21 protein-coding genes are annotated in these 18366 nt (G+C 38.8%); 16 read left to right on the top strand and 5 right to left on the bottom strand.

The features are described from left to right. Positions 1-54: 54 nt before the first annotated feature. From IPP61_09015 to IPP61_09005, 3 genes are all read left to right on the top strand, one after another. A complete protein-coding gene (locus IPP61_09015) occupies positions 55-822 on the top strand; it encodes an RDD family protein (GenBank protein MBL0325306.1) in 768 nt (255 codons plus the stop codon). 18 nt (positions 823-840) lie between these two features. Continuing rightward, positions 841-1239 carry a DUF805 domain-containing protein gene (locus IPP61_09010; protein ID MBL0325305.1) on the top strand — a complete coding sequence of 133 codons (399 nt, stop codon included), beginning with the start codon at positions 841-843 and terminating at the stop codon, positions 1237-1239. Positions 1240-1320: 81 nt separating this feature from the next. Further along, the gene (locus tag IPP61_09005) at positions 1321-1731 is read left to right on the top strand and encodes a DUF805 domain-containing protein (protein ID MBL0325304.1); all 411 of its coding nucleotides are present in this window, start codon (positions 1321-1323) and stop codon (positions 1729-1731) included. 73 nt (positions 1732-1804) lie between these two features. On the opposite strand, the gene IPP61_09000 is transcribed toward IPP61_09005, so the two are convergent. Then, the gene (locus IPP61_09000; GenBank protein MBL0325303.1) at positions 1805-2320 is read right to left on the bottom strand and encodes a peptidylprolyl isomerase; all 516 of its coding nucleotides are present in this window, start codon (positions 2318-2320) and stop codon (positions 1805-1807) included. A gap of 131 nt (positions 2321-2451) precedes the next feature. Between IPP61_09000 and IPP61_08995 the strand changes: the two genes are divergently transcribed. From IPP61_08995 to IPP61_08965, 7 genes are all read left to right on the top strand, one after another. Then, positions 2452-4650, top strand: a complete 2199-nt coding sequence (locus tag IPP61_08995; GenBank protein MBL0325302.1) for a carbohydrate binding family 9 domain-containing protein — start codon at positions 2452-2454, stop codon at positions 4648-4650. Positions 4651-4689: 39 nt separating this feature from the next. Beyond that, positions 4690-5955 (top strand): aminotransferase class V-fold PLP-dependent enzyme, encoded by a 1266-nt coding sequence (locus IPP61_08990; GenBank protein MBL0325301.1) that lies wholly within the window; start codon positions 4690-4692, stop codon positions 5953-5955. 603 nt (positions 5956-6558) lie between these two features. Next, a complete protein-coding gene (locus IPP61_08985) occupies positions 6559-7032 on the top strand; it encodes a hypothetical protein (protein ID MBL0325300.1) in 474 nt (157 codons plus the stop codon). Beyond that, entirely contained in the window at positions 7022-7819 is a 798-nt protein-coding gene (locus tag IPP61_08980) for a polyphosphate polymerase domain-containing protein (GenBank protein ID MBL0325299.1), read from the top strand. The genes IPP61_08985 and IPP61_08980 overlap by 11 nt, the downstream gene beginning before the upstream one ends. Beyond that, a complete protein-coding gene (locus IPP61_08975; protein ID MBL0325298.1) occupies positions 7791-8405 on the top strand; it encodes a DUF4956 domain-containing protein in 615 nt (204 codons plus the stop codon). The genes IPP61_08980 and IPP61_08975 overlap by 29 nt, the downstream gene beginning before the upstream one ends. Positions 8406-8424: 19 nt before the next feature. Next, positions 8425-9066: a DUF2490 domain-containing protein gene (locus IPP61_08970; GenBank protein MBL0325297.1), complete on the top strand. Its 642-nt coding sequence runs from the start codon at positions 8425-8427 to the stop codon at positions 9064-9066. A 387-nt stretch (positions 9067-9453) separates the two neighbouring features. After that, the gene (locus tag IPP61_08965; GenBank protein ID MBL0325296.1) at positions 9454-9768 is read left to right on the top strand and encodes a LytTR family transcriptional regulator; all 315 of its coding nucleotides are present in this window, start codon (positions 9454-9456) and stop codon (positions 9766-9768) included. 333 nt (positions 9769-10101) lie between these two features. Here IPP61_08965 and recQ read toward each other — a convergent pair whose 3' ends face one another. The 4 genes from recQ to xylA form a co-directional block, all read right to left on the bottom strand. Beyond that, positions 10102-12249: a DNA helicase RecQ gene (recQ, locus tag IPP61_08960; protein ID MBL0325295.1), complete on the bottom strand. Its 2148-nt coding sequence runs from the start codon at positions 12247-12249 to the stop codon at positions 10102-10104. Positions 12250-12262: 13 nt separating this feature from the next. Continuing rightward, on the bottom strand, positions 12263-12646 hold the full coding sequence (locus IPP61_08955; GenBank protein ID MBL0325294.1) for a DUF1801 domain-containing protein: 384 nt from the start codon (positions 12644-12646) through the stop codon (positions 12263-12265). Between the two features lie 11 nt (positions 12647-12657). After that, the gene (locus IPP61_08950; protein ID MBL0325293.1) at positions 12658-12960 is read right to left on the bottom strand and encodes a hypothetical protein; all 303 of its coding nucleotides are present in this window, start codon (positions 12958-12960) and stop codon (positions 12658-12660) included. 204 nt (positions 12961-13164) lie between these two features. Further along, positions 13165-14505 (bottom strand): xylose isomerase, encoded by a 1341-nt coding sequence (gene xylA / locus IPP61_08945; protein ID MBL0325292.1) that lies wholly within the window; start codon positions 14503-14505, stop codon positions 13165-13167. A 211-nt stretch (positions 14506-14716) separates the two neighbouring features. Here xylA and IPP61_08940 point away from each other — a divergent pair, with 211 nt between their 5' ends. The 6 genes from IPP61_08940 to IPP61_08915 all read left to right on the top strand — a co-directional run bounded on the left by IPP61_08940 (position 14717) and on the right by IPP61_08915 (position 18248). Then, a complete protein-coding gene (locus IPP61_08940; protein MBL0325291.1) occupies positions 14717-15667 on the top strand; it encodes a YafY family transcriptional regulator in 951 nt (316 codons plus the stop codon). Continuing rightward, positions 15660-16145 (top strand): DUF1905 domain-containing protein, encoded by a 486-nt coding sequence (locus IPP61_08935; protein MBL0325290.1) that lies wholly within the window; start codon positions 15660-15662, stop codon positions 16143-16145. Before IPP61_08940 ends, IPP61_08935 begins: the two co-directional genes overlap by 8 nt. 68 nt (positions 16146-16213) lie before the next feature. Continuing rightward, complete coding sequence (locus IPP61_08930) at positions 16214-16843, top strand: GyrI-like domain-containing protein (protein MBL0325289.1); 630 nt, start codon at positions 16214-16216, stop codon at positions 16841-16843. Between the two features lie 88 nt (positions 16844-16931). Continuing rightward, positions 16932-17432 (top strand): DinB family protein, encoded by a 501-nt coding sequence (locus tag IPP61_08925; GenBank protein MBL0325288.1) that lies wholly within the window; start codon positions 16932-16934, stop codon positions 17430-17432. Between the two features lie 147 nt (positions 17433-17579). Further along, positions 17580-18047, top strand: coding sequence for a hypothetical protein (locus tag IPP61_08920; GenBank protein ID MBL0325287.1), 468 nt, complete (start codon positions 17580-17582; stop codon positions 18045-18047). Further along, positions 18048-18248: a helix-turn-helix transcriptional regulator gene (locus IPP61_08915; GenBank protein ID MBL0325286.1), complete on the top strand. Its 201-nt coding sequence runs from the start codon at positions 18048-18050 to the stop codon at positions 18246-18248. Positions 18249-18366 lie beyond the last annotated feature (118 nt).

The raw sequence follows: 18366 nt of genomic DNA, 5'->3' as shown, positions 1-18366 counted from the left end.
AAAAAATTAAAAAATATGTTTGCAAGAATAAGTTTTTCCTGATAAACTTACAAAATGAATACAATAAATATTCCAACTTTTTTAAATATTGACCTGAATTTTAATCTCGCAGGTTTTGGAAGTCGTGTAGCAGCTTATGTAATTGACTGGGGTTTTAAAATCGGTTACTTTTTTCTTATCACCCAAACCTTCCGGTTTGACATTTTTTCTTCCAACTACATTTTGAGTTTTTTGGCTTTTATCCCTTTATATTTTTATACATTATTATCTGAGTGGCTTCTAAAAGGCCAGACTTTAGGCAAAATGGCCATGAAAATCAAAGTAATCGGTAACGACGGAAGTGTGCCCTCATTCAGCCAATGTGCGGTAAGATGGATGTTTCTGCTGGCCGATGGTTACATTTTTATGATTCTGATTTTAGTTTCTCCTCTTTTTGCAGGCCTTTCAGTTTTCAGTCCAGCCGTGGGGATTATAGCCATCACAAATACTAAAAATCAACAACGCCTCGGTGATCTTGCCGCCGGAACTTATATTGTAAGTACAAGAGAAAATCACTTTAGTATAGAAGATACGATTTATGCTTATGCCAACAAACGCCAAAATTATCAGATCAAATATCCGCAGGTAATAAAACTCTCTGATAAAGACATGACGATCATTCAGAATCTGATGGAAAAATCTGAGAAAAACATTGATTATCAGTTGGCATCAAAATTGTCAAAACGAGTAAAGGAAATTTTGAATATAGAAACACAGGACAATGACATTCAATTTTTGAAAGACTTACTGAGTGATTACAACCGGGTATCCATAGAAGAGTAACTAATTTTTTTAAATCACATGAATATAAAATACTATTTTGGGGGCTTTGCCCGATACGCAACCTTTGACGGCCGGGCCAGTCGTGCCGAATTCTGGAATTTTTTCTTTTTTCACCTGTTTGTTTCGTTACTGACCCCATATATAGACCAAATGTTCGAAACGTATTCTCCTGATGGCAATTATGGCATTTTCAATATTGGCTATAGGTTAATCGCATTTTTGCCCTCCCTGGCCGTTGGTTTCAGACGCATGCATGACAGTGGGAAAAGTGGAGTTAATTACATTGTTCCTATCTGGAATATAATACTTGCAGTAAGAGAAAGTGAAATCGGAGAAAACGAATATGGTCCAAATCCATACGGAATCAATGGCGAAACTGAAGACGATCTGATAAGTCAGATTGGTAATGAATCTTGATTTTAATTTGTATTGTTTATAAATCAAAATGGCGGAACCGAAAAGCCTTACAAATAGGAAAACCTCTAAAATAAAACAATTATGGCATTTAATTATTATCTCAACGCATTTAGATTTCACTACGCCGATTTTGAAGGGAGAGCCCGCAGAAGTGAATATTGGTATTTTACTTTATTTAATATTATTATTTCATATGGATTGATGGGAATGATGTTCCATGGGGAAGGAATGTATTTTATGTATTTTGTATCCGTATTATATAGCCTTGCTTCTCTGATTCCTAGTTTAGCAGTTGCTGTTCGAAGATTGCACGATATTGGCAAAAGTGGCTGGTATTTTTTGGTATTTTTGATTCCTGTGGCTGGTATTATTTGGTTACTGGTATTATTAGTTACCAACAGTCAAGACGGCGAAAATGAATATGGCCCTAATCCAAAAGGAATTGGCAACAACAACAATGACGATTCTATGATTCAGAATATAGGACAATAAGTTTTTGGAGTATTATTTACCAAAAGAGACCAAACAGATTTTTATCTTTTGGTCTCTTTTTTTATCTTTTCAATCAATGTTGATGCCCACCTTCGCCATGCACGTGGCCATGGTCGATTTCTTCAGGTGTGGCTTCTCTTATACTCAATACTTTACCTTCAAATTTGAGCGTTTTTCCGGCCAATGGGTGATTAAAATCAACCCTAACGGTCTGTTCATCAACGGAATGTACCCTACCCGTAATTTTACTGCCGTCTTCGTTGGTAAACGGAATAAAGTTGCCCAAATCCAACATATTGGCAGGCACTTCACCATCTTCTATTTTAAACATGTCCAAAGGAAAATCGGCGATGTCTTCCTCGTTAAGTTCCCCGAAACCTGCCTGTGGCTCCAACACAAAATCAAACTCATCACCTTCTGATTTACCTGAAAGCTGGTTTTCAAAATCGCCGGGTAAACCGCTGTGTCCGAAAAGGAAAACCATAGGAGCATCTTCACCGGCTACTTCTACTATTTCAAACTCATTTTCAGGACTTTCGATGTACAATTCATACGAAATGGTAACTACTTTTTTATCAGATATTTGCATAATATTAAATAATTTTAAAAAAGTAGATAAAATCCGGGATTCAAAAGATAAGGTGTGTCCTTGATTAAGAATAATAAGCTACTTTTGTATTTTTGAAATTTTCGACAAAACTACTAATAATTACCCTATAAATGTTCAAAAAAATCACTTTATCGTTCTGGCTCTTGCTGTCAGTTTTTCTTGCCTTTTCTCAAAAAAAGAACAACGATTTTAACTATTATATCAAAAAAACCAATCAATCCATAAAAATTGACGGAAAAGCCGATGAAGCTATCTGGAAACAGTGCCAGATTGCCACCGACTTTTTCCAGGTGCTGCCAATGGATACCTCAAAAGCTTTTGTCAAGACCGACGTGATGTTTACCTACGACGATAAAAACCTCTATCTGCTGTTTATCAATTACAACCATTTCAAAGGCTCCAATATGGTGGAATCGATGAAACGAGACTGGAATTTTGGACGAAATGACAACGACTTATTGTTTTTTGACACTTTTAATGACCTCACTACCGGCTTCTCTTTTGGCTCCAATGCCCGGGGTGGACAGTGGGATGGACTCATGTCAAACGGCAGTGCAATCAATCTCAGCTGGGACAATAAATGGCAGTCAGAAGTTGGTTTTGATGATGGAAAATGGGTTTGGGAAGCGGCTATTCCTTTCAAAACACTGAGATATAAAGAAGGCGAAAAAAGCTGGGGGCTGAATTTCAGCCGACTGGACCTTAAAACCACCGAAAAATCAAGCTGGACGCCCATTCCCCGACAATTTCCTACGGCCTCTCTGGCGTTTACCGGAAACCTGGTTTGGGACACTCCTCCCCCATCACCCGGAGCCAATATCAGTCTGATACCCTTTGTATATTCCGGAACCAGCAAAGATTTTTCGACCGGAAAGGATACAAAATTTGACCCGGGTGTGGGTTTTGATGCCAAAGTGGGGCTTACCTCCTCGCTCAATCTTGACCTCACGGTGATGCCTGATTTTTCGCAGGTGGAAGTGGATGTACAGCAAACCAACCTCGACCGTTTTGAGTTATTTTTCCCCGAAAGAAGGCAGTTTTTTATCGAAAACGGAGATATTTTTAACAATTTCGGTTCATCAAACTTACGACCTTTCTTTTCGAGAAGAGTGGGTCTCGATGCCCCCATTTATTATGGCTCAAAAATCAGCGGAAAGATCAATTCCAACTGGCGGGTGGGTGCCATGAACATGCTCACAGGCAAAAACACCGAAGGAGAAACCGGCTCCATGTACAGCGTGATTTCTTTGCAAAGAAAGGTTTTTAAACGGTCTTATGTCGGTGGCATTTATGTGGACAGGGAGTCTTCCTCACAAAAAGAAACCCCTGATAATCTGCAGATTGCTCCCTACAATCGCACCACCGGCCTGGAGTATTATCTGGCATCAGCCGACAACCGCTGGCAGGGAAAGGCCTTCTGGCTGAAGACTTTTTCGCCCGATATTAACCAAAACAACAATGTGAGCTCGGTCAATATCGCCTATTTGCGTAAAGAATACACGCTGGGTATGACTTATGAAAATGTGGACAGAAAAGTGGCCGGCGATGAAGTGGGATTTATACGAAGGAAAAATTATGTTTACTTTTTACCTACTGCCGAGTATTTGTTTTTCCCGAAAGGCTCCAGGATTCTTTCTCATGGCCCCAATGCCATGGTTTCGTTATATCTCAACAAAGGCTTGTTTGATACCCAGGAAAACACCAATGTGATAGGTTATAAGCTCAATTTGAGGTCACAGGCTACGTTTTCGATCTGGACTGCTACTGACTACGTGAAGCTCAACAACGACTTTGACCCGACCGGCTACAAAGGCTTTATTCTCGACTCAGGGCAGGTGCATCGCTGGAAATCCTGGGGTACGGTCTTTGCCTCCAAGCCGCAGGCTCTGTTTACATATTCGTTCCAGACCCGGTACGGTGGGTATTATGCCGATGGCAAAAGACTCCGGCTGGAGGGCGAACTGGCTTACAGGTTTCAGCCTTATGTAGCGGTGGCGTTCAGAAGTTCGCTCAACAGATTGACATTTTTTGAAGACCAGCGACTGTCAGAAAAACTGCTCAACAGCAAGCATAATCTATGGTTGATAGGCCCCAGAATTGATGTGACGTTTACCAATAAGCTGTTTTTTACCAATTTTATGCAGTACAACAGCCAAACCAACAATTTCAATGTAAACGCCCGCTTCCAGTGGCGATATAGCCCGGCCTCTGACCTGTATCTGGTTTATACCGATAACTACTACGCAGACAGCTTTATAGCTAAAAACCGTGCGATTGTACTGAAATTTACCTATTGGTGGAATGTGTAGGGTTTTTTCTTAAATTGCCCTAAAAACCTGCCCTTTTATATGAACAAACGCCAATTTCTGAAAACTATGGGCCTAAGTGCCATTTCAGCTCCGGTATTTAGCCGCGAATTTGAAAATGCTATCACTCAGCACAAAGAAACTGAGCCGCTAAAATTGGCAAAGAATGAGGATTTCTGGGCAAAAATCAGAAAGGACTATAAACTCAATCCCGATTTTATTAATCTCGAAAACGGGTACTATTGCATCACGCCAGTCCCCATCAAAGAGGCTTTTTTCAAAAATGTGGAAGAGTGCAACCTCCTGGGCTCGTATTACATGCGAAACAGCCGCTTTCCTGACAACGAGCGGGTAAGAAAGGCCCTGGCCGAGGTCGTAGGTTGCGATTTTGAAGAGCTGGTAATCACCCGCAATGCGACCGAATCACTGGATACTGTTATCTCTGGTTACGACTGGAAACCCGGCGATGAGGCCATTATGGCTGAGCAGGACTACCCTTCTATGTTGCAGCATTTTGAGTTGATGGCCCGCCGATATGGTATAAAAAACGTGGTGCTTTCGGTGCCCAATCATCCCGAAAACGACGAGGAAATCGTGAAAATGTATGAGGCAGCCATCACTCCCAAAACCCGCCTTTTGATGGTTTGTCACATCATCAATATCACGGGGCAGATTCTCCCCATCAAAAAAATCACCGAAATGGCTCACCTCCACGGTGTAGATGTGCTAGTGGACGGAGCCCATGCAGTGGGGCATTTTGAATACGAAATCAGTGAATTGGGCTGCGATTACTATGGCTCCAGCCTGCACAAGTGGCTGAGTGCTCCGCTGGGTGTGGGGCTTTTGTATGTCAAAAAAGACAAAATAAAAAACTTGTGGCCTATCTATGGTGATACAGGTTTTGCAGATACCGACATCAGAAAACTCAATCATACCGGCACTCCGGCCGTACACACCGACCTCAGCTTGCTCAACGCCATCGATTATCTGAAAATGATAAGGATTCAGCGAAAAGAAGCCCGCCTGAGATATCTGAGAGAATACTGGAGCGACAGACTCAAAGATGTGCCCAATGTTGTGATAAACACGCCGTATTCCGGTAAAACGGCCTGTGGAATCGGGAATGTTGGCCTTAAAAACATGAAGCCCGGGATTTTGGCCGAGCGACTTTTGAATGAGCATAAAATCTGGACAGTTGGAATTGATGGTCAGGGCGTACACGGCTGCCGGATCACACCTAATATTTATACTTCGACAGCCGAGCTGGATATTTTTGTAAATGCCATAAAAAAGCTGGGTAATTCCTGATTAAAAGCCTTATTTTTGAATTACCGATATACGGATAAATAAAAATAATGTGACCTTATAACAGCCTGCACTGTTTGAACACAATCAAAATTCTCAATAGGCGAAATTTTAAATTTATAAACAAATGATTTTGAGAATTTTTAGTGTGTGAGTTTGCAGGCGGTCGGCCGTTGCCGTGCAGTTTTTTTTGGAGGTACGCCTCTCCGATTCGTTTTTTTCGACTGGGCTGGCATACCAGCGGTGCCACGGTTGGCAAAAATGAAGACCCAGCCTCGCTTCAGCGTGGCGACACAAAGATTGTAATTAGGTTGTTTTTCTATTTTTAATAAAATATCATCATTAGGTAGATTAAAAGCCTAATTTAATAATTATAAATATTTGACCGTTTGACAGTATTTTTGGATTTTTTTATTTTCAAAAAAAACAATATTTGCATTAAAAGCAACGAATTCTATCATCGGAAACGTAATCATCTTAAAAACCAAAAATTACCATTTTGAATTAAACCTTTTACTGACCGACCAAGCCCGGAAATCATTCTTCTTTATTTAAGTTTTTGAAAAATAACAGAAGATTTTACCAACATGAAATTTAATAATTATTATGGTGTACAAAATTCTCATTTCATTGCTATTGATAGCCTCATTGACAAGTGGACAATCCAAAAAAGAGCTAAAGAAATTGGGGGTAAAATCGGAGACAATACTCATTAAAAAAGCGGATGGCTCGTTAGTCAAAGATAGTTTTGAACGCTATGATAAAAATGGTAACTTGCTTGAAATGACAGAATATAGTCAGGACGGAAAGGTAAAAGAAAGAAAGGTGGCAAAATACAATGCCGACAAACAAAAAACCGAAGAAGTCGTATATGACCAAAACCAGAAAGTTCTGAGTAAGGAAGTAATAAAATACAATAATTTGGGAGAAAAAACCGAAGAATGGTTATATGGGAAAGACAATTTACTAAAAACAAAAGCGGTCTTTAAATACGATTCCAGGGGTTTGAAAAAAGAAAAGAAAGTGTTTGATCCTGCGGGTAAACTGCTCCAACACAAAGTGTACCAATATGAATTTTGAAGAGATACTGTCTGAAATAAAAATCAAGGTGAGCGGGTTTGACCGTATTACGCTTCCCGAAATGGATAGTGTTAAGCTCATGGACCGTATAGACACCAAATATGTGGCACCCTTTCATCTTTTACCCGAAATCCTAACCGAAGCACAGGAATACTATAAAATACTGGAAGTCAACGGTGAACGCATCAATACCTACGACACGCTGTACTACGATACTGACAACCTTAACCTGTATTATAACCATCATTCCGGTCGCCGAAACCGCTACAAGGTTCGTTTTCGGAATTATGTAAGCTCGGGGGTGTCGTTTTTTGAAATTAAACATAAAACCAATAAAGGCCGCACTTTTAAAACCAGAATCAAGCAGCCCAATGAGTTTGAAGAAACGATAGCAGGCGAAAAAGCCGATTTTCTGGAAAATACCACACCTCTTACCGCCGAACATTTGAAAGGCAACCTTTGGGTACATTATAAAAGAATGACGCTTGTCAACAAAAATACCCCGGAGCGAATCACGATTGATATTGAGCTCAGTTTCAAAAACGAAGATCATGTGAGCCATTTCGAAAAGCTGGTGGTGGTTGAGGTAAAACAACCCAAAGCGGGGGCATCTTCCATAAAAAATATACTCAAAAAACATGAGCTCAGACCCGGGGCATTGAGCAAATACTGCCTGGGCGTAATGACCACCTACCCTGAGGTTCGTTTTAACCGGTTTAAAAGAAAATTTTTACATCTAAAAAAAATAATTTCTCAATATGACTCTTTTGCAACAGCTGGCCTCTGAAACCGCCACTTTTCAATGGTTTGACAAGGTTTCCATTAAGTTTTTATCGCGTTTCCTGGTCGATATCGTAGCGGTATTTATCCTGATCAGGTTTATTTATTACCGAAATTACCGCCGTACCGACCTGTTTTTGACCTATTTCGGGTTCAACATCATTATATTTCTTATCACCTATCTGCTCAACAAAGTTGAAATGAGTATGGGAGCTGCTTTCGGGCTTTTTGCGGTATTTTCTATGCTCCGCTATCGTACCGAAAACATCTCGGCCAAAGACATGACCTATCTGTTTCTGGTGATTGCCCTGGGCTTGATCACAGCCATCAGTAAAGGAAGCTGGGATGACCTCAGCATTATGAGTGCCATCCTTTTGGCACTGACTGCCCTTTTAGAAAGTAATGTTTTGATCAAAAAACAACACGCCAAACTTGTTACTTACGACAATATCGCTTTGATAACACCCGATAAAAATGAGGAACTTTTGGCAGACCTTCGTGCCCGCACCGGACTTAATATTCATCGGGTTGATATCCAGGAATACGATTTTTTGAAGGATTCCGTTGAAATGATGGTTTTTTATAACGATTAAAATCAAATATTTACTTTTAATGAAAAAAATAATAGTTGCATTTTTTATCTTCTCAGCTTTTCAGTCAGTGGCACAGGACGGCGTAGGTTTGAGGTCGGGAATAACGGTAGAAAAGAAAATAACTAAGAAATTTAGTGTTGGGGTTACGGCTCAGGCAAGGTTCAATGGTGATATCAGCTATTTGCAAACCTACCTATTCGAGGCTGGTGCAGGTTACAAACTGCCCCTAGGTTTTGATATTTCGGCTTATTATCGCAATGCCAACCGCCGTAAAGATGAAACCAAAGAATATAAAATGCGACACAGGTTTTATGTAGATTTGGGTTATGGCAAAAAGTTAGGGTTTGTAAAGCTAGAAAACAGGCTTCGCTACCAGCATCAATACAAAGACAACGACGGGGTTACGGAATTTGACGCCAGCTATTTCAGAGACAAAATAGAGGTGTCGTTTCCCAATAAATCTAAATTCACGCCTTACATTTCCAATGACTTTTTCATTAATACCAGCACTGGTTTTGATCAGATTAGACCTAAAGTGGGTGTAGGATATAAGTTTAACAAAAAGCATGCTCTTGATTTGGGTGCTTTCAAAGACTTTGATGTGGTTGGAACCGAAAAGTACAGTCCGGTTCTGGTAGTCAATTATAAGTTTAAGTTCTGATTTATAAAGCTTTAGCAAAAAAGCATATTTCGAAGTCTAAATAATATTGTTAAAAACAGTGTTAATGGCCCCGAAATATGCTTTTTGTCATTTTAAATCTGATTACTAATACTTACATTTTGAAATAAAATCAAAAAATCATGTAAATCTGATTTTTAACCCAAAAAGCTCAATATACATTCTGGCGAAATAATACCGAAAGGTCGGCTCCGTTTGAAAATAGCTATGACGAGCATCGAAAAACCTATCGAGATAGGTTTACAGATGTTCGGAAATAGGTATGAAGCCAAATTTTATTGCAGCCGATTTTCTAATGAGTTTTTTGGGTTTTACCCAAAAGTACATCAAAAGATAAACTATTTTTTTTCCACCTAAAATAAATATAAGATGAAAACGCCAAAAATATTAAGGCAAATAAAGGCCGAAAACCCAATAATGTATTTACAGTCAGATGTCAATTACACTATTTTCTATTTAAAAAATGGTAAAAAATTGATTTCGGGATATACCTTAAAGCACTTTGAGCATCTGGAAGAATTTGAAAATCTGATAAGAATAAACCGCCATGTAATACTCAACTCCGACTTTGTAGTGCAGGTTTCTCAAAAAAACAAAACGCATTTTCTCGAACTCGAAAACGGCCAGATTTTTCAACTTTCAAGACGACAGGACCGAAAGGTTTTTAAAGAAAACTTTGGATAGAATTACTTATTTAAATACTGTCAAACGGATAAATCAAATCAAATGTGGCCTTATAACAGCCTGCACTGTTTGAACACAATCAAAATTCTCATTAGGAGAAAATCTAAACTCATAAATAAATGATTTTGAGAATTTTGAGTGTGTGAGTTTGCAGGGTGCAGTTTTTTTTGCTTCGTTTTTTTTCGAAAAAAAATGAAGGCCCAGGCGGCAGCCGACACAAAGAATTTAATAAGTTGTTTTTCTATTTTTAACAAAATATCATCTAAATGTAAATTTGGGTCTATTTTTTAAGTTAAAAAAAAATAACCGATTGACAGTATATTTAAAATTAGGCTAATCCATATCAGATTGCCAAATCGCGAGAGCCAGTCTGATTTTGCCGTAATCGACATTACCTTCAAAATGCTCAAATATGGGCTTCAAAGGTTCTCCAAACAGATATTTTAACTCTTTGGCAGCATCTACTATGGCATTTAGATCCCAGGAATCTATCAATTTTGACAGATCAATATCAGCCCCATTTTCTTTCATTTTTATCAAATGTGAAGCTATGGTTCCGGCCGTAAAACCCCGTTGCTGGGCTATCTCTTCAATGCTCATGCCCTCTTTGAAAAGCTCATATGTGACCTCATAAGTCAGGCCTTTAGGTAAGCTTATTTTTTCATCAGATTTTGATTTAATAAATTCCAGAATCTCCTTGATAAACACCTCTCCGTACCTCCGGAATTTCTCCTGACCTACACCTGACACCGCCTTAAACTGAGCCTCGCTGATGGGCTTTTTCTGGGCCATTTCTGATAGCGTAGCATCGTTAAATACCACATAAGGAGGCACTCCCATGGCATCTGCAATTTGTTTTCTCAAAATTCTGAGTTTTTCAAACAGCTCATTTCTGATAATATCCGATTTCCGCGGGCTGGCTTTTAGTTTTTCTTCTTCCTGCTCTGCCTGACGCTCAGCAGGTGATATATATTCCGAAATCTCCACTTTTCTATGACCCTTCAAAATCTGCCAGCTCACTTCATTGAGTTTAAAGACGTGCCCTTCGTCATAAGCGATATCAAAAGCTCCATAGTTGAGCAATTGCAAAATATAATCATACCACACTTCTGACCTCAGGTCCTTCCCTACTCCAAAAGTCGGAATCTGGTCAAAGCCGGCTTTCATGATGGTTTGGTTTCTACTGCCACGCAATATATCCACAAGATTAGTCAGGGCAACTTTCTCATTTGTTCTAACTATGGCCGAGAGTGCTTTTTGTGCAATCACGGTGGCATCAAACTGGCGGCGGGGATTTTTGCATACATCACAATTCCCGCAGTTTTTCCCTATATCTTCATTGAAATAGCTGATTAATATCCTCCTCCTGCAAATATTGGCTTCGGCATATTGCCGCATCCGCTCAAGTTTTGCATTCATGAGTTCTTTTTGCTCATCAGGCATTTCGGAGTCCTGAATCATGCGGTTACGCTGGATTACATCGGCAAAACTGTAAAAAAGAATGGTCTTAGTGGGAAGTCCATCTCTTCCGGCCCTACCGATTTCCTGATAAAAACCTTCCACATTTCCAGGCATATTGTAATGAATAATCCACCGCACATTGGATTTGTCAATGCCCATACCGAAAGCGATGGTGGCCACAATAATGGGCACTTCCTCAGTGATAAACATCTCCTGCACTTTTGAGCGTTTGGCTGCATCCATTCCGGCATGGTAGGCTTTGGCTTTAAAACCCAGGGAATTTAAGTCTTCGGCAACATTTTCAGTTGATTTCCGGCTCAAACAATAAATAATGCCTGAAGTATTGGGCATTTTACTGATAATCTGCTGAATCTGTTTGATACGTTGACGGCCGGGCAATACTTCGAGGCTCAGATTAGGCCTGTCAAAACTGCTTATATAGATATTTTCTTCATCAATGTTGAGCTGTTTACAGATATCCCGACGTGTTACTTTATCTGCTGTGGCGGTCAATGCCAACACGGGTACACCAGGGAAATAATCTCTCAGCACAGAAAGTTGGCGATATTCGGGTCGGAAATCATGCCCCCAGCTTGAAATACAGTGGGCTTCGTCAACGGCAATCAGGCTCAGGCCCAGTTCCTGTAAAAACGGAAGCGTATTTCCCGAAAAAATCCTTTCCGGTGCAATGTAGAGCAATTTCAATTCACCCAATTTTGCCGCCCACTGTACCCGATCCTGCTCTTCGGGAGCCAAGCTGCTGTTGAGAAATGCAGCTTGCACACCATTGGCTTTCAATCCTTCCACCTGATCTTTCATCAAAGCTATCAATGGGCTGACCACCAAAGTCAAACCAGGCTGCATTATAGCCGGAATCTGATAACAAATGGATTTTCCACCTCCGGTCGGCATAATCACCAGTGCGTCTCTTTTATTTAATACTTCTTCGATGATTTCAGATTGCAGAGGTCTGAATTCATTGTATCCGAAATACTTTTTTAGTATGGAATTTTTGTTCATGATTTCAAAAAAATTATCTTTTTCTTTTTTTTGTGATTTTAGTTTCGTTTTCTAATAGGCGTGCAACTATGATTTTTTTAATTAATATTTCGGGAATCTCTTCATCAAATTTAAATCTGATTGTGTTTTTGGCAAAATCAAGACCTTCCATTTCGGATCTGAATTCCAGAAAACCTGAATTGTTCATAGCATAAAAAGCCACATGATTTTTCGTATATCCTATCGCACAAAGTACCCCAAAATATAGGTATGTGGGTATTCCATAACTTATTACTTCTTCGGCTTCGGGCACAACTTCTTTGATAATTGCCTGTAATTTCCTCATATTTTTTAGGCAAATTTCAGGAGCACGCAAAAAGAATTCTTCGTGATTGGAAGCGTATGGCCTGGTTATCATTTTTTGAAAATTTACATTTTCTTTAGTTTAATAATAATACCTTTTCCTGTACCCGGATTTATGGTGTCGGATAAGTATCCTTCTTTTTCAAATCTCAAAAGCAGTTCGGGACAGTCTGATGCCGGTCCTATTTCTGACTTTTCAAAATACCCGTTTTGATCTGTTAAATCCTCTGTGTCATAAGCGGCAATATTTTGAACTTTTACGCCTGAAAGAGGCAGACCGCTGGCAGCATCAACTACTGTTCCGGATGCACTTTGAAAGCAGTCGCAACTGATAAGGAAAAGAGAAATTAGAAGCAGACCTTTTTTCAAATCAAAAATATCTTTTCCCAAAACTAAAAAATATCCTTAACAAATGCTAACAACGAAAAAGCTCCCCGGAAAATCCGAAGAGCTTTTTAACTTTTCTGGTCGAATAAATAATTAATTAAAAACAAATAAAGAATTTTTCATCAGAAAAAACCGGTTTGGTTACCCTCCCACGGTTTTCCCAATAACCTCAAATATGTTCTCGAATTAAATATACTGGTTAATAATCATTTCAAACAGCTCTTGTTTGCCGCTGATTTGAGCGGGTTCACCAACTTCTTTGGCAATTTTGGCAAGATCTTCAAGGCTCAATTCACCTTTTTCAAACTTAGCACCGTTACCGGTATTAAACGAAGCATAACGCTCGTCACGAAGTTGGGTATATTTTGATTTGGTCAAAATAGCATCGGCAGCCAAAAGGGCTCTTGCAAAAACATCCATACCACCAATATGTGCGATGAATATATCTTCCAAATCTGTTGAATTACGACGGGTTTTTGCGTCAAAGTTGATACCACCTGTTTTGAAACCACCGTTTTCAAGAATCACCAACATGGCCTCGGTCAATTCGTAAACATCAACCGGAAACTGGTCAGTATCCCATCCGTTTTGGTAATCACCGCGGTTGGCATCAATGGATGAAAGCATACCAGCATCAGCTGCCATTTGCAGTTCGTGAGCAAATGTATGACCAGCCAATGTAGCGTGGTTAACTTCGATATTCAGACCGAAATCTTTATCCAAACCTTGAGCTCTTAAAAATCCGATAACTGTCTGAGCATCAAAATCATACTGATGTTTTGAAGGCTCGGCAGGCTTAGGCTCAATATAATAAGTGCCTTTGAAACCTTGTTTGCGGCCATATTCAGAGGCAGTTCTTAGAAACTGTCCCAAATGGTCAAGTTCTTTTTGGGTTTTGGTATTCAGAAGCGACATGTAGCCTTCTCTACCTCCCCAGAAAGTGTAACCTTCGCCACCCAAAGCGATTGTAGCGTCGATACAGTTTTTAACCTGTAATCCGGCATGAGCCACTACTTCAAAGTTGGGGTTGGTTGAGGCCCCGTTCATATAACGAGGGTTTGAAAATAGGTTTGCTGTACCCCAAAGCAACTGAGCTCCGGAAGCTTTTTGTTTGGCCTGGGCGTATTCCACCATTTTGGCCAGATTTGATTCATATTCTGCTAATGAACTTCCTTCAGGAGACATATCTACATCATGGAAACACCAGAATTTTGTACCTAATTTTGTAAAAAACTCAAATGCGGCATCCATTTTTTCATGAGCTGCCTGCAATTTGTTGGCATTGCTATCCCAAGGGAAATTCTTTGTACCTGGTCCAAAAGGATCGCCACCAGTACCACAGAATGTATGCCAGTAAGAAATAGCAAATCTCATGTGCTCGGCCATAGTTTTTCCGGCAACTACTTTATTTGCGTCATAATATTTAAATGCAAAAGGATTATCTGATTCTTTTCCTTCAAATTTGATTGCTTCTTTTATAAATGGGAAGTACTCCTTTTCACCCAGAGTTACCTTTAGACTAGACATATTCTATATTATTATTTCAAGTTAAAATATTAAAAAACTTTATTAAGTGTCAAAATTACATTTATGATTTGTTTTTCCAAAACATTTTTTAAATTTTTTCTAAATTTTTTTTTAAGCGAATCAATTAAATAGTTAATTCTAAAATATTTGGCAAAAAATATGACCAAAATGCCCCTTATTTGAAATAATTTTGAATTCGTAATTAAAAACAATGAACCGACTTGACCGTCTTTCTGCCATTCTGATTCAACTACAATCCAAAAGAATTGTAAAAGCTCAGGAAATTGCTGACCGATTTGAAATCAGTCTCAGAACCGTTTACCGTGACATCAGGTCACTTGAGCATGCCGGAATCCCGATTATGTCAGAAGCAGGTATTGGATATTGGCTCATGAAGGAGTACAGGCTTCCGCCTGTCCATTTTACTGAGCATGAAGCCATGGCTTTTGTTACTGCTGAAAAATTGGTTTTGAAAATGACTGACACTGAAACCACCAAAAATTACCAGTCGGGTCTTTTTAAAATCAAAGCGGTGCTGGGTTCAGAAATTCAGGAAAAAGCCAATGATGTAGGCGAACATATTGCAATGGTAAAAAATCAATACCTTCCTGACTCAGTTCCTGAAAACATTCAGTTGAAAACAATTCTTGATGCCGTTTTAAATAAAAATCTTATAAAAATTGAATATCTGACTAATGCTTTTTTACAGGTAAATACCAGAACTATTGAGCCTGTGGGAATTTACGCCCAGGGTAATTACTGGTATTTAGTGGCTTTTTGTCAGCTGAGAAACGATTACCGAAACTTTAGGTTGGACAGGATTATTAAAAGTGAAGTTCTAAAAGAGCGGTTTCAGCAAAAACATCCGGCGTTACAATCATTCATTGAAAATACCTCCTCAGAAAAAAATCTGACTAAAGTTGTCATCAGATTTGACCGCCAGCACTTCAGATATCTGGGTGACCAACATTATTATATGGGTTTTGTTTCACAAAAAGATCTGGGGGAACAAATAGAAATTACTTTTCTGAGTGGTAACCTTATTGGCTTTTCGGTGTGGTTTATGTATTTGGGTGCTGTGGCAGATATCATTGAACCGGTAGAACTAAAAGAACTGGTAAAAAAGAATGTAGAAAAAGTAACCCTGAGACTTAATGGCTGAAAATCTAATAATTACTGAAAGAGAATATGTTATTGAAAAGTTTCCGGGTAAAGGTGGCTGGACTTATATCAAATTAGAAGTAATTCTAAATAAGGAATATTCAAAAGGAGGTTGGACCAAAATCCGCGGAAAAATAGACAATGAGATCATCGAAGGATACAAAATAGCACCTATGGGGCAGGGCATTTCGATGTTGCCACTTAAAGCCGACCTCAGAAAAAAGTTGAACAAAGGCCAAGGAGATAAAGTTTTCGCCCGGTTGGAATATGATTTAAGCACTTACATGGTGCCCGATGAAATCATGGAATGCCTGGAGCATTTTCCTGAGGCCAGAAAATTCTTTTTATCTATGACCGAATCAAACCAGCGGTATTTTGTGGATTGGATTGCAGAGGCTAAAAACGATGAAACCAAAGTCAATAGAATAAATAAAGTAATCGACAGACTTTTGGAAGGAAAAAGGATGTATGATTTATAAAAAAACAAAACCCTACTGACATACTGTTGACATTCGGTCATCATACTTTTGATAAAAAAATCAGAGGTATGGAAAAGATAGATCTTACAAAAAAACACAAAGATTACTTCAATGCGGGCACCAAACCTTTCCTGGTTGAGTTTGGCTCATACAATTTTCTTCAAATCTGTGGCAAAGGCGATCCCTCATCTGAAAATTTTGCTGCTGACATTCAGGCTCTTTACAGTTTGGCCTATGGATTAAAACCGGCATATAAACCCCGCGATTTTGTAGTTTCCAAACTGGAAGGGTTATGGTTTTTTGATGAAAAAAAATATCCCGGACTCACTGTCGAAAACTCTTCGATACTAGTTCCCCGGTCGGAATGGGAGTATAAACTTATGATTATGATGCCCGATTTTGTAGAAAAAAATAATGTGGAAAAATACAAAGAATGGATAAGCCAGAAGAAAGGAATCGAAAGGGTCAAAGCCATTGAATTTGTGACCATAAATGAAGGTTTGTGTGTGCAAATGATGCACATAGGTCCTTTTTCAACCGAACCCGAAAGTTTTAAACTCATTCAGGATTTTTGTAAAAAAGAAAATTTGGGCAAGAATGGCCTGCATCATGAAATCTACCTTTCAGATTTCAGGAAAACGGCTCCTGAAAAACTAAAAACAATATTGCGAGAACCGGTCAAGCGATTGACGATTTAACGATTGATTCGATTTATGATTGATGATTTAACAATTTTGGATTTACGATTAAAAAAAAAGAATTTTTTACAAATCAAATTATAAAACTATGATGACATTTATTGAAGCTTTTAAGAAAGAGTTGGCACAGGAAGGTGTACAAACCCGCCGAATGCTGGAAATAATCCCTGCCGACAAAATGGACTGGCGACCACACCCAAAAAGCATGGATATCAGAACTTTGGCTACTCACCTGGCCGAAATTCCGGATATGATTACCAACGGTCTTTTGCATCCAAAATGGGACTTTGCCGAAGGCGGCTGGCAACCTCAAAAATTTGATACGGCCGAAGAGATGGTGGCCCGCTTTGATGAGTGCCTTTCCCAAGCTACTGATGCCCTCAATGCCTCCACAGATGATATCCTGCAAGAAAAATGGTTACTTTGCTCCGGTGACCAAATCTTCATGGAACTCGAACGCTGGGAAACATTCCGCCATGCCATGGGTCAAAATGCCCACCATCGTGCCCAGTTGCAGGTTTGCCTTAGACTTCTGAATATTCCGGTGCCGGGTCCTTATGGTCCTAGTGCCGACGAAATGGGGGAATGAGTCTTAAGTTTAGGTTTTAGTTTTAAGTTTAAAGACCATCTTCGGATGGTCTTTTTATTTTGTTAAACTTTTTGTAAAAAATACTTGATTAAAAGTAAAATATAGTTTACATTTGGTAAAATATGTTTTACTTAAAATTATAAAATAATGGATGCCAGATTTTTGTTTCCTCATCGTTTGAAAATTTATGGAGTAGTTTTAGCAATTCCATTTTTGGTTCTAAGTTTCTTTTGTTTGTTTTATGAATTTCAATTTGAGTTTTTGACACTTAAAGTTCCGGGCTTTTTACATTTTGATTTTAATATTAATTCAAATGATATATTTGTTAAAGATTCACCGAATTTTCTTAACCTAACCAATGATTTTGCTCTACTAGGAACAACGGTTTCTCTTTTGCTGATAGCTTTTTCAAAGCATCATAAAGAAGATGAATATATTTCGAAAATCAGGTTAGAGTCGCTTCAGTGGGCACTTTATGTAAATTATGGGCTATTGCTTATTGCCACCCTTGTGATTCATGGATTTACTTTTTTATTTGTGCCTTTTTTAAATATTTTCACACCCTTAATTATATTTATTTTTAGATTTCACTTTTTAGTTTATTCGGATAAATAAATGAAAAACAAACTTAAAATCGAGCGGGCAATATTGAATATTACGCAATCCGAATTAGCTGATAAAATAGGTGTAAGCCGACAGACAATAAATGCTATGGAAAGTGGGAAATACGTACCGTCAACAGTTTTGGCATTGAAGATTGCCAGATTATTTCAAAAGCCTGTTGAAGAGATATTTATTCTTGAAGAATCAGATTGATTTTCCTTTCTTTCATTTCGAAATGATATTACAAAATGGCGTAATTTTTCGATTATATTCTAAAAAAATGGCGTATTTTTTCGATTATATTCTAAAAAAAAGGCGTAATTTTTCGATT

This window comes from Cytophagaceae bacterium, from assembly GCA_016722655.1.
Classification (GTDB): Bacteria; Bacteroidota; Bacteroidia; order Cytophagales; family Spirosomataceae; genus Leadbetterella.
Note: the sequence above shows the minus strand (reverse complement) of the source record. Positions and strands in the feature narration are given on the sequence as shown.

Coding starts and splice junctions, on each gene's coding strand:
- IPP61_08930 (MBL0325289.1), top strand. CDS start 16,214: ATGGAAAAGATAGATCTTACAAAAAAACACAAAGATTACTTCAATGCG.
- IPP61_08970 (MBL0325297.1), top strand. CDS start 8,425: ATGAAAAAAATAATAGTTGCATTTTTTATCTTCTCAGCTTTTCAGTCA.
- IPP61_08915 (MBL0325286.1), top strand. CDS start 18,048: ATGAAAAACAAACTTAAAATCGAGCGGGCAATATTGAATATTACGCAA.
- IPP61_08965 (MBL0325296.1), top strand. CDS start 9,454: ATGAAAACGCCAAAAATATTAAGGCAAATAAAGGCCGAAAACCCAATA.
- xylA (MBL0325292.1), bottom strand. CDS start 14,505: ATGTCTAGTCTAAAGGTAACTCTGGGTGAAAAGGAGTACTTCCCATTT.
- IPP61_08920 (MBL0325287.1), top strand. CDS start 17,580: ATGGATGCCAGATTTTTGTTTCCTCATCGTTTGAAAATTTATGGAGTA.
- recQ (MBL0325295.1), bottom strand. CDS start 12,249: ATGAACAAAAATTCCATACTAAAAAAGTATTTCGGATACAATGAATTC.
- IPP61_08955 (MBL0325294.1), bottom strand. CDS start 12,646: ATGATAACCAGGCCATACGCTTCCAATCACGAAGAATTCTTTTTGCGT.
- IPP61_08980 (MBL0325299.1), top strand. CDS start 7,022: ATGAATTTTGAAGAGATACTGTCTGAAATAAAAATCAAGGTGAGCGGG.
- IPP61_09010 (MBL0325305.1), top strand. CDS start 841: ATGAATATAAAATACTATTTTGGGGGCTTTGCCCGATACGCAACCTTT.
- IPP61_08925 (MBL0325288.1), top strand. CDS start 16,932: ATGATGACATTTATTGAAGCTTTTAAGAAAGAGTTGGCACAGGAAGGT.
- IPP61_08990 (MBL0325301.1), top strand. CDS start 4,690: ATGAACAAACGCCAATTTCTGAAAACTATGGGCCTAAGTGCCATTTCA.
- IPP61_08995 (MBL0325302.1), top strand. CDS start 2,452: ATGTTCAAAAAAATCACTTTATCGTTCTGGCTCTTGCTGTCAGTTTTT.
- IPP61_09005 (MBL0325304.1), top strand. CDS start 1,321: ATGGCATTTAATTATTATCTCAACGCATTTAGATTTCACTACGCCGAT.
- IPP61_08985 (MBL0325300.1), top strand. CDS start 6,559: ATGGTGTACAAAATTCTCATTTCATTGCTATTGATAGCCTCATTGACA.
- IPP61_08975 (MBL0325298.1), top strand. CDS start 7,791: ATGACTCTTTTGCAACAGCTGGCCTCTGAAACCGCCACTTTTCAATGG.
- IPP61_08940 (MBL0325291.1), top strand. CDS start 14,717: ATGAACCGACTTGACCGTCTTTCTGCCATTCTGATTCAACTACAATCC.
- IPP61_09015 (MBL0325306.1), top strand. CDS start 55: ATGAATACAATAAATATTCCAACTTTTTTAAATATTGACCTGAATTTT.
- IPP61_09000 (MBL0325303.1), bottom strand. CDS start 2,320: ATGCAAATATCTGATAAAAAAGTAGTTACCATTTCGTATGAATTGTAC.
- IPP61_08935 (MBL0325290.1), top strand. CDS start 15,660: ATGGCTGAAAATCTAATAATTACTGAAAGAGAATATGTTATTGAAAAG.